Here is a 13272-nt window from a genome sequence, read left to right as displayed (position 1 = left end):
TTAGGAGAAGATCATGGGTTTGTTCGATAAACTGAAATCTCTGGTTTCTGATGATAAGAAAGACTCCGGAACTATTGAGATTGTTGCTCCGCTCTCCGGCGAGATCGTCAACATCGAAGACGTGCCGGATGTAGTGTTTGCTGAGAAAATCGTTGGTGATGGCATTGCTATCAAACCAACTGGCAACAAAATGGTTGCTCCAGTTGACGGCACCATCGGTAAAATTTTTGAAACCAACCATGCGTTCTCTATCGAATCTGATAGCGGTATCGAACTGTTCGTTCACTTCGGTATCGACACCGTTGAACTGAAAGGCGAAGGCTTCAAGCGTATCGCGGAAGAAGGCCAGCGTGTTAAAGTTGGCGACCCGGTGATTGAATTCGATCTGCCACTGCTGGAAGAAAAAGCCAAGTCTACCCTGACGCCGGTTGTTATCTCCAACATGGACGAAATCAAAGAACTGATCAAACTGTCTGGCAGCGTCACCGTGGGCGAAACCCCGGTTATCCGCATCAAGAAGTAATTCTTGCCGCACAGAAAAATGGCGCCTTCGGGCGCCATTTTTGTTTATGCAGGGAGGATAAGCTCGTCGTAGCCTTTCGACTGGGTATAAAGCATCACATCAGTCACCCGATCGCCGGCCATGCGAATGGCATCAGCAACGGTTTTCCCCTCAACAATTCCGCTCACCAGTTCTGAACAGAACAGATCCCCCGTCCCTTTCAGATCGGTTTCTACGCGCGGATGCGCGCTGACGGTCACGCCCTCACGCGTCACCAGCACCACGTGGATGTTTTGCGGGTCGTCAGCGACCGGCGCGCTGGTGATCGCCACCCATTTCAGAGTGTCAGAAAGCAACCCCTGCGCGGCGGCAATAGCGCTTTCCGGCGTCCGGCACGGCTTACCGCTCAATACTTCCAGCTCATAGACGTTTGGCGTAATCCCCTGCGCCAGCGGCAGCAGGTGTTCCCGGTAGGCTTCCGGGATATCCGGCTTCACGTACATTCCGCTGTCGATATCGCCGATAACCGGGTCGACCAGCACCAGCAGGTCAGGATGCTGCGCTTTGACCGCCCTCAGCCACTGCGCCAGCAGCGCGATCTGGCTGGCGCTGCCCATATAGCCGGTAGTGACCGCTTTAAGCTCGCGCAGGATCTCGCGCTCTTCCAGCGCCTTCAGGTAGCCGCTGAACCACTCGTCGGGGATCACCCCGCCGTAGAAGGTGTCGTAATGCGGCGTGTTGCTAAACAGCACCGTCGGCACGGCGGTCACGTTCAGCCTGTGGGTTCGAATGTTCGGCACAGCAATGCTGTTCCCCACGCTGCCGTAAACCACCTGCGACTGCACCGCGACAATGTCGGTTTGCTGCGCCCGGGTGTTATCCCGGAATAGAATCATCTCCATGACGCTTAAATCCCCGCCCCCTGCGAATAACTCTCTTCACCAAAGACGCCGGTAGACAAATAGCGATCGCCGCGATCGCAGATAATCGCCACCACGACCGCACCGGGATTTGCCTGCGCCACGCGCAACGCCCCCGCTACCGCGCCCCCCGAGCTGACCCCGCAGAAGATGCCTTCACGCACGGCCAGTTCACGCATGGTATTCTCCGCCTCGCGCTGATGAATATCCAGCACCCGATCCACCAGCTGCGCATTAAAAATGCCCGGCATATACTCCGCAGGCCAGCGGCGAATGCCCGGAATGCTGCTCCCCTCTTCCGGCTGCAGACCAACAATGGTGACCGGTTTCTCCTGCTCGCGCAAAAAACGGGACACGCCGGTAATGGTGCCGGTGGTGCCCATGCTGGAGACAAAATGGGTGATGCGCCCGCCGGTTTGCTGCCAGATTTCCGGCCCGGTGGTGGTGTAGTGCGCGTACGGGTTGTCCGGGTTATTGAACTGATCGAGCAGTTTACCTTCTCCGCGCTCGGCCATCGCTAACGCTAAGTCTCGCGCCCCTTCCATCCCCTGCTCTTTGGTCACCAGAATCAGCTCGGCCCCGTAGGCGCGCATCGCGGCGCGGCGCTCCTGGCTCATGTTGTCCGGCATCAGCAGCTTCATGCGGTAGCCTTTCAGCGCCGCAATCATTGCCAGCGCGATACCGGTGTTGCCGCTGGTGGCTTCAATCAGCACATCGCCTGGCTTAATTTCACCGCGTTTCTCGGCCTGGACAATCATCGACAGCGCCGCGCGGTCTTTCACCGACCCTGCCGGGTTGTTGCCTTCGAGTTTGACCCAGATTTCGCTGCCGTTGGCACATCCCATGCGCTGAAGCTTGACCAGAGGGGTGTTGCCGATGGTGTGTTCGAGTGTATTCACGATTTTTACTCAATAAAAAGCCCGGTAAGCATCACGCCACCGGGCGAAAAACATACTCAATAACCTATCAGGCTGACTCCGCCAGAGCAATATCCTCGCGCGTCTCAATCCGCTCCTTACCGTGATAGATGCGCGCATGCTGCAGCCCGACAAACAGGCGCTCACCCCGGTGCGGCGGAACGTCGTCGCGCATGACCACGGTCAGCGGCTCGGTATACCAGCCCAGCGGCTGTACCACCAATTGGGTGTAGTGTCCTTTAGGGCTAGCTTCCAGCACCTGCACCGGCAGCGGGGAATCCAGGCTGGTGCGGCGGCTGACGTCCACTTCCCACGGGCGCAGGAACAGATCGACCGGCCCCTGATGCGCGGAGGTGTAGCCCAGCGGCCAGCGGTGCGCGCCCACGTGGAACTGACCGCCGCGGATGGTGCCCTGCAGGCGGTTCACCTCGCCCATAAACTCCAGCACGAAGCGGGTCGCCGGCTCGCGCCAGAGCTGTTCCGGCTCGTCAACCTGCTCGATGTTGCCCTGGCTCATGACCACCACGCGGTCCGCGACTTCCATCGCCTCTTCCTGATCGTGGGTCACGAAGACGCTGGTGAATTTCAGCTCTTCATGCAGTTGGCGCAGCCAGCGACGCAGCTCTTTGCGCACCTGCGCATCCAGCGCGCCGAAGGGTTCATCCAGCAGCAGTATTTGCGGCTCAACGGCCAGCGCGCGCGCCAGCGCCACGCGCTGCTTCTGCCCGCCGGAAAGCTGCGCCGGGAAACGGTCCGCCAGATGCGCCAGCTGCACCATCTCCAGCAGTTTGGTTACTTTCGCCTTAATGGTTGCTGCATCCGGGCGTTCACGACGCGGCAGCACCGTCAGGCCAAAGGCGATATTGTCGAAAACGGTCATGTGGCGGAACAGCGCGTAATGCTGGAAGACAAAACCCACTTTACGATCGCGGGCGTGCAGGCGGCTCACGTCGGTGCCGTGGAAGCGGATGTGCCCGCTGGTCTGATGCTCAAGCCCGGCGATGATCCGCAGCAGCGTCGTTTTGCCCGAGCCAGACGGCCCCAGCAGCGCCACCATTTGTCCGGAAGGGATATCCAGTGAGATATCATTCAGCACCTGGGTGCGACCAAAAGACTTCTTAATATTGGCAATCTCAATGCTCATGATTTCCCTCCTGATGCTGACGTTTTTCCTGATTCTCTAAACGCCACTGCACCACACTCTTCAAAAACAGGGTCAAAATCGCCATCAGCGTCAGCAACGCTGCGGCAGTAAACGAGCCGATGGTGTTGTAGTCCTGCTGCAGGAGTTCAATCTGCAGCGGCAGCGACAGCGTTTCACCGCGAATCGAGCCGGAAACCACCGACACCGCACCAAACTCACCGATGGCGCGGGCGTTGGTCAGCACCACGCCGTAAAGCAGCGCCCAGCGGATATTCGGCAACGTCACGCGGCGGAACATCTGCCAGCCGGATGCGCCAAGCAGAACGGCCGCTTCGTCTTCATTGCTGCCCTGGCTTAACATCACCGGCACCAGCTCACGTACCACGAACGGACAGGTCACGAAGATGGTCACCAGCACCATGCCCGGCCAGGCGAACATGATCTGCAGGTTATGTTCATCCAGCCAGCCGCCCAGCGGGCCGTTGGAGCCGTAAAAGAGCAGGTAAACCAGACCGGCAACAACAGGCGACACGGCAAACGGAATATCCAGCAGGGTCAGCAGCAGCTGACGTCCCGGGAAGTTAAAGCGCGTCACCAGCCAGGCCAGCAGCGTACCGAAGACAAGGTTCACCGGCACGGTGATCAGCGCAATCAGCACCGTCAGCCAGATGGCGTGCAGCATGTCCGGGTTCGCCAGGTTCTCCAGCGCGGGCATCAGCCCCTTGCTGAACGCCTGGACGAAGATATAAATCGTCGGCACGACGAGAATGAGGGCGGAAACCAGCACGCCCACGCCAATCAGAAACCATTTACCCCAGTTGATGCGGGGCGCATCGTATCGCTTCAATTGCGTAACTTCCGCCATCAGTGACCTACCACACGTCGACCAAAGCGACTTTGCAGAGTGTTAATCGAATACAGCAGCAGCAGCGAGGCCGCCAGGATCACCGAGGCAATCGCACTCGCCGCCGGATAATCAAACTCCTGCAGGCGAATGAAAATCATCAGCGAGGTGACTTCCGTTTTCCAGGCGATGTTCCCGGCGATAAATATCACCGCGCCGAACTCGCCGAGGCTGCGGGTAAACGACAGCGCGACGCCCGCCATCAGCGCCGGAGAGAGCTCCGGCAGAACCACTTTGCGGAAGCTCTGCCAGCGCGTGGCGCCCAGCGTTTCCGCCGCTTCTTCGTATTCCGGACCCAGCTCTTCCAGTACCGGCTGCACGGTACGCACCACAAACGGGATGCTGGTAAAGGCCATCGCCACCGCGATCCCGAGCCAGGTATAGGTCACCTTGATGTCAAATTTCGCCAGCCACTCGCCGTACAGCCCGTTCACGGAGAAGAGCGACGCGAGGGTTAAGCCCGCAACCGCCGTCGGCAGCGCAAACGGCAGATCCATCAGGGCATCAAGCAGCGTACGGCCCGGGAAACGATAGCGGGTTAAGATCCACGCCATCAGCAGGCCAAACACGCCGTTAAAAATGGAGGCAACAAACGCCGACAGCAGCGTCACCTTATAGGCCGCCACCACCTGCGGGTTGGTGACCACGTCCCAGTACTGCGCCCAGCTCATCTGCGCAAGCTGCATCACCAGCGCGCTGAGCGGCAACAGCAGGATCAGGCAGACGAACAGCAGGCTGGTCCCGAGGCTTAAGGTAAAGCCCGGCAGCACGCGTTTAGTCGAGACTGCAAACATTACTTACGCCCCGCCGCCAGCAGTTTGTCTAACTCACCGCCGCTGGCAAAGTGCGTTTTCATCACCTCAGGCCAGGAGCCGAAATGATCTTCCACCCGGAACAGCGCGGTCTGGGGGAATTTATCTTTCAGCTTGTTCATCACGTCCGGATTGTTCACGCGGTAGTAGTAGTCGGTAATGATGGTCTGCGCCTGCGGGCTGTACAGGTAGTTGAGATAGGCTTTTGCCGCTTTCTCGGTGCCGTTCGCCTGCACGTTTTTATCCACCCACGCCACCGGGAACTCGGCCAGGATGTTGGTTTTCGGAATAACCACCTCGAAGCCCTGCGCTTCGTACTGCTTGCGAATATTGTTCACTTCGGATTCAAAGCTGATCAGCACGTCGCCCAGACCACGCTCGGCGAAGGTCGTGGTCGCGCCGCGGCCGCCGGTATCAAACACTTCGACGTTTTTCAGGAACTGGGTCATGAACTGCTCGGTCTTCGCTTTATCATTACCGTCAGCCTTGTCTGCCGCGCCCCACGCGGCTAAATAGGTGTAGCGCGCGTTACCTGAAGTTTTTGGGTTCGGGAAAATCAGCTTCACGTCGGAACGCACCAGGTCGCTCCAGTCGTGGATGTTCTTCGGGTTGCCCTTACGCACCAGGAAGCCCATGGTGGAGTAGAACGGCGAGCTATTGTTTGGCAAGCGGCTCTGCCAGTCAGCCGGGAGCAGTTTGCCCTTGTCGTGCAGGATCTGCACGTCAGTCACCTGGTTATAGGTCACGACATCTGCTTTCAGCCCCTGCAAAATCGCCAGCGCCTGCTTGGATGAACCGGCGTGGGATTGCTTGATGGTCAGCTTATCGCCATTGTTTTCTTTCGCCCACTGCTGCTCGAACGGTGGGTTAAGGGCGGCAAACAGCTCGCGGGAGACATCATACGAGCTGTTCAGCAGCTCGGTCGCCTGCGCCTGGGCCACCAGCAGTAAACCTGCCAGCGCCAGAGTTCCTTTTTTCAGTACAGTAACGGCCATTGCGCACCCTTATAAATGTGATGACTATCTTATAGTCATAATATTTATAACGGGGATGAAAGGAGTAACGGTTTTATATACCGTTTGGTGATTTACAAGCAGAAAAGGGAATAAGGGTGCGGGGAAAATTGCCGGGTGGCGCTAACGCTTACCCGGCCTACGTATGGGGAGCGTTTTACAGCGCCAGCAGGCGCTCAACGGACGGCGCAAAATAGTAGCCGCCGGTTACCGGGCGGGTGAAGCGCAGCATGGCGTCGCGCTTGCCGTCAGTGTCACCGAACATGCTCAGCAGCTGCTGCTCAATATTGTGCAGCCGCGCGCAGTAGGCGCAGAAGTAGAGGCCGTGCGTGCCGCTTGCCGTGCCGTACGGCAGGCTCTGACGAACAATTTTGAGCCCCTTGCCGTCTTCCTTAAGGTCAACGCGGGACAGGTGCGAGGTCACCGGGCGCGCATCGCCGTCGATCTCTTCGTTGGCTTCTTTGGTGCGGCCAATCATCATCTCCTGGTCGTGCACGCTCATGCGGTTAAGCTGCTTGAGGTTGTGCTCCCAGCGCTGGACGAACACGTAGCTGCCGCCCGCGTCCACGCCGTCTTTGATGACCGCCACGTCGCGACGAACCTCTTCACCCGCCGGGTTTTCGGTGCCGTCAACGAAGCCGCTCAGATCGCGCTCTTCCACCCAGCGGAAGCCGTGAACCTCTTCCTGCACGTCGATGCTGTCGCCAAACGCTTCAACCGCCGCCTGAGCAACGGAGAAGTTCACGTCGTGGCGCAGAGAGAGGATGTGGATCAGCACGTCGTATTGGGTGGCTGGCGCCAGGCCTTTGCCGTAAGGGATAAAGTCCTTCAGCTCTTCCGCGCCTTCGCCGCCGCTCAGGTGACGCCAGACGTTATTGCCGAAAGCGACAACGGCACCCAGATGGGCGTCCGGGAATTTGGCCTGGAAGGTGGCCAGTTTATCAACGAAAACTTTGCTGGCCGCGCGCAGGGCATCCACGTCCCCTTTAACATTGGCTTCAATCCAAATCGCCGCGCGGCAATGTTCTGGCAAAATGCCACTCTGAACCTGAGACATCGCTCCTCCTGAAATAAAGATGCCACGTCAGCGTGGCATTGATGGCGGCTATTATACCCGGATTTCAGCGAGGCGGTTTGTTCAGGCGCAAATTACTGCTTCCAGAGTATTTTGCTCACTTTCCAGCTCTTCAGCGTGTCGTCAGAGGGCATCAATCCTTCCGGACCGCTCCAGGTTCCGGTGAAGACATAGCTGATGTGCTGGCTGCCTTCCGCCTTACATTCCACCGCCACGCCATCGTCTGAAGGGGCGCTGCTGCAGTTGCCAAAGGCCTGTTTATAAAGATCGCTAAACGGGGTGCCCACCTTTACGCCGCTGGCGGTCGGAATATCTTCGTCCATCACGGCAATGCGGTTCACCGTCCCTTTATCACCGTTAATCACCAGCGCCAGCTTGTCGCCCTTTAGCGCTTCAAAGTAACGCACAATGTTGCCATTCTCGGTTTTCATCCCGCTACGCAGGCGATAGTCACTGCTCAAGGCATCCTGAATAGCGTCCTGATCGAGCGCCGTTGACGCGGTAATTTTTCCCACGCCCTGCTCGGTCACTTCGGTGGAAGAGCCAAACCAGTTCCACGGATACGCGGCGGACCAGTTAATGGAGGAGAGCGTCGAACAGCCGGTTAACGCCAGCGGGAGAGCGCATAAAAGTAAACGCAGCGATTTCATTGAAACGTCCTTTCTAATTAAATCAACGCTTGTTGGAGTGCGGCATCGGCAAAAAGTGCCGCGCTAATCTGACTCTTGCGTAAAACAGGCGCGTAAGCGGGGATTCGTCAGCAGCCACATCAGCGCCACAATATCCGCCACCACCAGCGCGATGCCGATACCGGAAAGCGGTTCACCCAGCCACCAGAGCACGGGTTGCCAGAACAGCAGCGCAATCTGGGCGAGGATCAGCAGCCAGCGAAGCGCACGCCACAGACGCGGGATTACATGCCGTCGACCGCTGCACAAAAAAGCCACCACCGCCGGTACGCCCGGCAGTAAGCCGAGCCAGAAGGCATCGTGGTCGGGATAAAAGAGATTCAGCAGCGTATCGCCCTGCCCGCGCGACGCACCGGCCATCACAAACAGTACCCAGGTACGGGCCTGGAGGAGCAAAACGCACCAGAATAAAAACGGCAGCCTGACGCGGCCCTGCGCGTCATAGTCAGCCGGGTGGATCTCAGTACTCTTCATCTTCGATCAGGCGCTTACCCAGCGTCAGCACGTCGGCGTGCTCGTAGCCCAGACGCTCATACATGCCCAGCACCACGTCGTTATCTTCCCGCACCATGATCTGGATTTTCGGGCAGCCGCGGGCGATGAGTTTCTTTTCCAGACGATTGAGCAGCGCGTTGGCGATGCCACGCGCCCGATATTCCGGGTGCACGCCCAGATAATAGGCCGAGCCGCGGTGGCCGTCATACCCACCCATTACCGTCCCGACCACCTCGCCGTTCACTTCCGCGACCAGAAACAGGCTAACGTCGTGATTCACCTTACGTTCGATATCCATTTCCGGATCGTTCCACGGACGCAGCAGATCGCAGCGCTCCCAAAGGGTGATCACCTCTTCGAAATCTTCCTGGCGAAAAACGCGTATCTCCATGGTATTAACCGCCTTTCCGGGTTTAAAAACAGTGATTATGGCGTGAACGGGGCGTTTAGCCAATAACCGGGGAAAATCTCGCCAAAATTTGGCATAATGTCACTTTGTCACGTATTGAAATGAAAAGTAAAACAATTCTCAATAAGGACTGTCGTAACGGGAAACACGATACGATATAACACCAGGACCCCATTTTTCAGTATTCAGGCCGCATGAGCACATTCAAACCATTAAAAGCACTCACATCGCGTCGTCAGGTTCTCAAAGCGGGGCTGGCGGCCTTAACGTTAACGGGCATCGCTAAGCAGGCTCAGGCAAAAGACGAGAGCACGCTCAAAACCAGTAACGGACACAGCAAACCGAAAACCAAAAAGCCGGGCGCAAAGCGTCTGGTGATGCTCGATCCGGGCCACGGCGGTATTGATACCGGCGCCATCGGCAGAAACGGTTCGAAAGAAAAACACGTCGTGCTGGCAATTGCAAAAAATGTGCGCGCAATTTTACGCAGCAACGGCATTGACGCCCGCCTGACGCGCACGGGCGACACGTTTATTCCGCTGTATGACCGCGTCGAGATCGCCCACAAGCACGGCGCGGATCTGTTTATGTCGATCCACGCGGATGGCTTCACAAACCCTTCCGCCGCGGGCGCGTCGGTGTTTGCCCTCTCCAACCGCGGCGCCAGTAGCGCCATGGCGAAATACCTTTCCGATCGCGAAAACCGGGCGGATGAAGTGGCCGGGAAGAAGGCCACGGATAAAGATCATCTCTTGCAGCAGGTGCTGTTCGATCTCGTGCAAACGGACACCATCAAAAACAGCCTGACGCTCGGCTCGCATATCCTCAAGCGGATTAAGCCGGTGCACCGTCTGCACAGTAAAAGCACGGAACAGGCGGCGTTTGTGGTGCTGAAGTCACCGTCCATCCCGTCCGTGCTGGTGGAAACGTCCTTTATTACCAATCCGGAAGAAGAGCGCCTGCTCGGCACCACGGCGTTTCGCCAGAAGATCGCCAACGCCATCGCCTCCGGCATTATCAGTTACTTCAACTGGTTCGATAACCAGAAAGCGCACTCCAGGAAACGCTGATGAAACCCAATGCACAGTTGGTCAAAACGTTCCTGCTGCAGCTGCAGGATGAGATTTGCCAGAAACTGGCCGCCGCAGACGGCGGTGAATTCCAGGAAGATAGCTGGCAGCGCGAAGCGGGCGGTGGCGGGCGCAGCCGCGTGCTGCGTAACGGCGGCATCTTCGAACAGGCGGGCGTGAATTTTTCCCACGTTCACGGCGACGCCATGCCCGCGTCCGCTACCGCGCACCGCCCTGAGCTGGCGGGCCGCAGCTTCGAAGCGATGGGCGTCTCGCTGGTGATCCACCCGCATAACCCGTTTGTTCCGACCAGCCACGCCAACGTGCGCTTTTTCATCGCGGAGAAGCCAGGAGCCGATCCGGTCTGGTGGTTTGGCGGCGGTTTCGACATGACGCCCTACTACGGCTTCGAAGAGGATGCCGTGCACTGGCACACCACCGCGCGGGACCTTTGCCTGCCGTTTGGCGAAGACGTTTACCCGAAATATAAAAAGTGGTGCGACGACTACTTTTACCTGAAGCACCGCGACGAGCAGCGCGGCATCGGCGGGCTGTTCTTTGACGATCTCAACACGCCGGATTTTGATACGGCATTTAGCTTTATGCGCGCGGTGGGTGAAGGGTTCACCGACGCGTACCTGCCGATTGTCGAACGCCGTAAAAACACCGACTACGGCGTGCGCGAGCGTGAGTTCCAGCTTTATCGTCGCGGGCGGTACGTGGAGTTCAACCTGGTGTGGGATCGCGGGACGCTGTTCGGCCTGCAGACCGGCGGACGCACGGAGTCGATTCTGATGTCGATGCCGCCGCTGGTGCGCTGGGAGTACAGCTACGAGCCAAAAGAAGGCAGCCCGGAGGCTGCCTTGAGTGAGTTCCTTAAAGTACGCGACTGGATTTAACTGCCGGATGGCGCTGCGCTTATCCGGCCTACTCAATCCCCAGGTCGGGTAAGCACACGCGCCCTTACAGCGGCTGCGTCTGCGCCTCAACCACCGCCAGCGCCACCATGTTCACGATACGGCGCACGGAGGCAATCGGCGTTAACACATGCACCGGCTTCGCCACGCCCATCAGCACCGGTCCTACGGTCACCCCTTCAGAGCTGGAGACGCGCAGCAGGTTGTAGCTGATACGCGCCGCTTCCACGTTCGGCATAATCAGGATGTTCGCCGACCCCTTCAGCGGGCTGTCCGGCATACGTTCGTTGCGGATGCTCTCCACCAGCGCGGCATCACCGTGCATTTCCCCGTCAATCATCAGCTCCGGCGCACGCTCGCGCACCAGTTCCAGAGTCTGGCGCATTTTGCACGCCGCCGCGGATTTAGACGAACCAAAGTTTGAGTGCGACAGCAGCGCCACCTTCGGCTCAATACCAAAGCGACGCACGGTCTCGGCGGCCATCACGGTGATCTCCGCCAGCTCGTCCGGGGTTGGATCGTCGTTCACGTAGGTATCGGCAATAAAGGTGTTGCCGCTCGGCAGCAGCAGCGCGTTCATCGCCCCGGCGGTGTGCACGCCGTCGCGATAGCCGAAGATCTCCTGCACCACGCTGAAATGCTCGTGGTAATCGCCGATGGTGCCGCAGATCAGCGCATCCGCCTCGCCGCGATGGACCATGATCGCGCCGATGACCGTAGTATTGCTGATCACCGCCCGCTGCGCCTGCTCCTGGGTGATCCCGCGACGCTTCATGATCGCGTAATATTCGTTCCAGTACTCCTTGAAGCGCGGATCGGATTCGTTGTTAACGATCTCGAAGTCCACGCCCGGCTTAATCTGCAGGCCCAGCTTCTGAATGCGCATCTCGATCACGCTCGGACGACCAATCAGGATCGGCTTCGCCAGCCCTAAGGTGATCAGTTCCTGCGTGGCGTGCAGCACGCGCGCCTCTTCCCCTTCCGCCAGCACCACACGCTTCGCGTCTGCGCGAGCCTGAGAGAAGATCGGCTTCATAAACAGGTTAGTTTTGTAGACGAACTCGGTGAGCTTATCGACGTACGCGTCGAAATCCTGAATCGGACGCGTCGCCACGCCGGAGTCCATCGCCGCTTTGGCAACGGCTGGCGCAATTTTGACAATCAGGCGCGGATCGAACGGTTTTGGAATGATGTAGTCCGGGCCAAAGCTCAGATCCTGATCCCCGTACGCGGAGGCGACCACTTCGCTCTGCTCAGCGTGCGCCAGCTCGGCGATGGCGTGAACGGCGGCCAGCTTCATCTCTTCGTTGATCGCCGTCGCGCCAACGTCCAGCGCCCCGCGGAAGATGAACGGGAAGCAGAGCACGTTGTTCACCTGGTTCGGGTAGTCCGAACGGCCGGTACAGATAATGGCGTCTTCGCGCACCGCCTTCGCCAGCGGCGGCAGGATTTCCGGTTCCGGGTTCGCCAGCGCCAGGATCATCGGCGCGCGCGCCATTTTCTGCACCATTTCCTGGGTCAGCACTTTCGGGCCTGAACAGCCGAGGAAGATATCCGCGCCGTCAATCACGTCCTCAAGCGTGCGCTTGCCGTCATCTTCCACGGCATACGCCGCTTTGGTTTCCGCCATGTTCGGCTCGCGGTCTTTGTAGATCACGCCCTTAGAGTCGCAGACCACGATATTGTGTTTCTGCATACCCAACGCCACCAGCAGGTTCATACAGGCGATGGCCGCCGCGCCCGCACCGGAGACCACCATGCGCACGTCGGAGAGATTTTTCTCCACCACGCGCAGGCCGTTGAGAATGGCAGCGGTACTGATAATCGCCGTGCCGTGCTGGTCGTCATGGAACACGGGAATGTTCATACGCTCGCGCAACTTCTGCTCGATATAGAAACATTCCGGCGCTTTGATGTCTTCCAGGTTGATCCCGCCGAAGGTCGGCTCCAGCGCGGCCACCACGTTGATGAACTTATCGGGATCAAGTTCGTCCACTTCGATATCGAACACGTCGATACCGGCGAATTTCTTAAACAGTACGCCCTTCCCTTCCATCACCGGTTTACCGGCCAGGGCACCAATGTTGCCCAGGCCCAGCACTGCCGTACCGTTAGAGATAACGGCGACAAGGTTGCCGCGCGCGGTGTATTTATAGGCCGCCAGCGGATCTTTTTCGATCTCCAGACACGGCGCAGCCACGCCCGGCGAGTAGGCCAGCGCCAGATCGCGCTGGGTCGCCAGCGGCTTGGTTGGGGAGACCTGAATTTTACCGGGGACAGGGAACTCGTGAAAATCGAGGGCACTCTGTTTTAACTGATCGTCCATCTTGTTATTCCTTTTACGTATCGGTCAGATAGTATCGCCGCTGAGCAGCGCATAAACTTTGAAGGCTGCCAAACTCTCA

Annotated in this window: 14 protein-coding genes; 3 read left to right on the top strand and 11 right to left on the bottom strand. The window is 58.5% G+C overall.

Going from position 1 to position 13272, the window contains the following annotated elements:
• The first annotated feature begins 13 nt into the window (after nt 1-13).
• The gene (crr, locus tag A6013_RS16680) at nt 14-523 is read left to right on the top strand and encodes a PTS glucose transporter subunit IIA (RefSeq protein ID WP_003861316.1); all 510 of its coding nucleotides are present in this window, start codon (nt 14-16) and stop codon (nt 521-523) included.
• Nucleotides 524-567: 44 nt separating this feature from the next.
• Here crr and pdxK read toward each other — a convergent pair whose 3' ends face one another.
• The 10 genes from pdxK to A6013_RS16630 all read right to left on the bottom strand — a co-directional run bounded on the left by pdxK (nt 568) and on the right by A6013_RS16630 (nt 8862).
• Nucleotides 568-1404, bottom strand: coding sequence for a pyridoxine/pyridoxal/pyridoxamine kinase (pdxK, locus tag A6013_RS16675; RefSeq protein ID WP_028013997.1), 837 nt, complete (start codon nt 1402-1404; stop codon nt 568-570).
• 5 nt (nt 1405-1409) lie between these two features.
• Nucleotides 1410-2321 carry a cysteine synthase CysM gene (gene cysM / locus A6013_RS16670; protein ID WP_028013998.1) on the bottom strand — a complete coding sequence of 304 codons (912 nt, stop codon included), beginning with the start codon at nt 2319-2321 and terminating at the stop codon, nt 1410-1412.
• Between the two features lie 67 nt (nt 2322-2388).
• Complete coding sequence (gene cysA / locus A6013_RS16665) at nt 2389-3483, bottom strand: sulfate/thiosulfate ABC transporter ATP-binding protein CysA (RefSeq protein WP_008501607.1); 1095 nt, start codon at nt 3481-3483, stop codon at nt 2389-2391.
• Complete coding sequence (gene cysW / locus A6013_RS16660; protein ID WP_063155457.1) at nt 3473-4348, bottom strand: sulfate/thiosulfate ABC transporter permease CysW; 876 nt, start codon at nt 4346-4348, stop codon at nt 3473-3475. Before cysW ends, cysA begins: the two co-directional genes overlap by 11 nt.
• Complete coding sequence (gene cysT / locus A6013_RS16655) at nt 4348-5181, bottom strand: sulfate/thiosulfate ABC transporter permease CysT (RefSeq protein WP_004123378.1); 834 nt, start codon at nt 5179-5181, stop codon at nt 4348-4350. The genes cysW and cysT overlap by 1 nt, the downstream gene beginning before the upstream one ends.
• Complete coding sequence (locus A6013_RS16650) at nt 5181-6194, bottom strand: sulfate ABC transporter substrate-binding protein (protein WP_069733451.1); 1014 nt, start codon at nt 6192-6194, stop codon at nt 5181-5183. The genes cysT and A6013_RS16650 overlap by 1 nt, the downstream gene beginning before the upstream one ends.
• Before the next feature lie 175 nt (nt 6195-6369).
• Nucleotides 6370-7269, bottom strand: a complete 900-nt coding sequence (locus tag A6013_RS16645) for a Dyp-type peroxidase (RefSeq protein ID WP_069733450.1) — start codon at nt 7267-7269, stop codon at nt 6370-6372.
• 92 nt (nt 7270-7361) lie between these two features.
• On the bottom strand, nt 7362-7937 hold the full coding sequence (locus A6013_RS16640; protein ID WP_028014004.1) for an RpoE-regulated lipoprotein: 576 nt from the start codon (nt 7935-7937) through the stop codon (nt 7362-7364).
• Between the two features lie 63 nt (nt 7938-8000).
• Entirely contained in the window at nt 8001-8450 is a 450-nt protein-coding gene (locus A6013_RS16635) for a DUF2919 domain-containing protein (RefSeq protein WP_041908792.1), read from the bottom strand.
• On the bottom strand, nt 8437-8862 hold the full coding sequence (locus A6013_RS16630; RefSeq protein ID WP_003861292.1) for a GNAT family acetyltransferase: 426 nt from the start codon (nt 8860-8862) through the stop codon (nt 8437-8439). Before A6013_RS16630 ends, A6013_RS16635 begins: the two co-directional genes overlap by 14 nt.
• Nucleotides 8863-9074: 212 nt before the next feature.
• Here A6013_RS16630 and amiA point away from each other — a divergent pair, with 212 nt between their 5' ends.
• The gene (gene amiA / locus A6013_RS16625) at nt 9075-9950 is read left to right on the top strand and encodes an N-acetylmuramoyl-L-alanine amidase AmiA (RefSeq protein WP_045261156.1); all 876 of its coding nucleotides are present in this window, start codon (nt 9075-9077) and stop codon (nt 9948-9950) included.
• Nucleotides 9950-10849: an oxygen-dependent coproporphyrinogen oxidase gene (gene hemF, locus A6013_RS16620; protein ID WP_063155455.1), complete on the top strand. Its 900-nt coding sequence runs from the start codon at nt 9950-9952 to the stop codon at nt 10847-10849. Before amiA ends, hemF begins: the two co-directional genes overlap by 1 nt.
• A gap of 64 nt (nt 10850-10913) precedes the next feature.
• On the opposite strand, the gene maeB is transcribed toward hemF, so the two are convergent.
• Nucleotides 10914-13193 carry an NADP-dependent oxaloacetate-decarboxylating malate dehydrogenase gene (gene maeB / locus A6013_RS16615; protein WP_028014008.1) on the bottom strand — a complete coding sequence of 760 codons (2280 nt, stop codon included), beginning with the start codon at nt 13191-13193 and terminating at the stop codon, nt 10914-10916.
• Nucleotides 13194-13272 lie beyond the last annotated feature (79 nt).

This window comes from Enterobacter sp. IF2SW-B1 (genome assembly GCF_001743375.1).
GTDB classification, from domain to species: Bacteria; Pseudomonadota; Gammaproteobacteria; order Enterobacterales; family Enterobacteriaceae; genus Enterobacter; species Enterobacter bugandensis.
The sequence above is the reverse complement of the archived record's forward strand: the minus strand, read 5'-3'. Positions and strand labels throughout refer to the sequence as shown.

What these genes read in the sequence shown, in the direction of transcription:
- crr (WP_003861316.1), top strand. Translation starts at nt 14, where the DNA reads ATGGGTTTGTTCGATAAACTGAAATCTCTGGTTTCTGATGATAAGAAA.
- pdxK (WP_028013997.1), bottom strand. Translation starts at nt 1,404, where the DNA reads ATGGAGATGATTCTATTCCGGGATAACACCCGGGCGCAGCAAACCGAC.
- cysA (WP_008501607.1), bottom strand. Translation starts at nt 3,483, where the DNA reads ATGAGCATTGAGATTGCCAATATTAAGAAGTCTTTTGGTCGCACCCAG.
- cysW (WP_063155457.1), bottom strand. Translation starts at nt 4,348, where the DNA reads ATGGCGGAAGTTACGCAATTGAAGCGATACGATGCGCCCCGCATCAAC.
- cysT (WP_004123378.1), bottom strand. Translation starts at nt 5,181, where the DNA reads ATGTTTGCAGTCTCGACTAAACGCGTGCTGCCGGGCTTTACCTTAAGC.
- A6013_RS16650 (WP_069733451.1), bottom strand. Translation starts at nt 6,194, where the DNA reads ATGGCCGTTACTGTACTGAAAAAAGGAACTCTGGCGCTGGCAGGTTTA.
- A6013_RS16645 (WP_069733450.1), bottom strand. Translation starts at nt 7,269, where the DNA reads ATGTCTCAGGTTCAGAGTGGCATTTTGCCAGAACATTGCCGCGCGGCG.
- A6013_RS16640 (WP_028014004.1), bottom strand. Translation starts at nt 7,937, where the DNA reads ATGAAATCGCTGCGTTTACTTTTATGCGCTCTCCCGCTGGCGTTAACC.
- A6013_RS16635 (WP_041908792.1), bottom strand. Translation starts at nt 8,450, where the DNA reads ATGAAGAGTACTGAGATCCACCCGGCTGACTATGACGCGCAGGGCCGC.
- A6013_RS16630 (WP_003861292.1), bottom strand. Translation starts at nt 8,862, where the DNA reads ATGGAGATACGCGTTTTTCGCCAGGAAGATTTCGAAGAGGTGATCACC.
- amiA (WP_045261156.1), top strand. Translation starts at nt 9,075, where the DNA reads ATGAGCACATTCAAACCATTAAAAGCACTCACATCGCGTCGTCAGGTT.
- hemF (WP_063155455.1), top strand. Translation starts at nt 9,950, where the DNA reads ATGAAACCCAATGCACAGTTGGTCAAAACGTTCCTGCTGCAGCTGCAG.
- maeB (WP_028014008.1), bottom strand. Translation starts at nt 13,193, where the DNA reads ATGGACGATCAGTTAAAACAGAGTGCCCTCGATTTTCACGAGTTCCCT.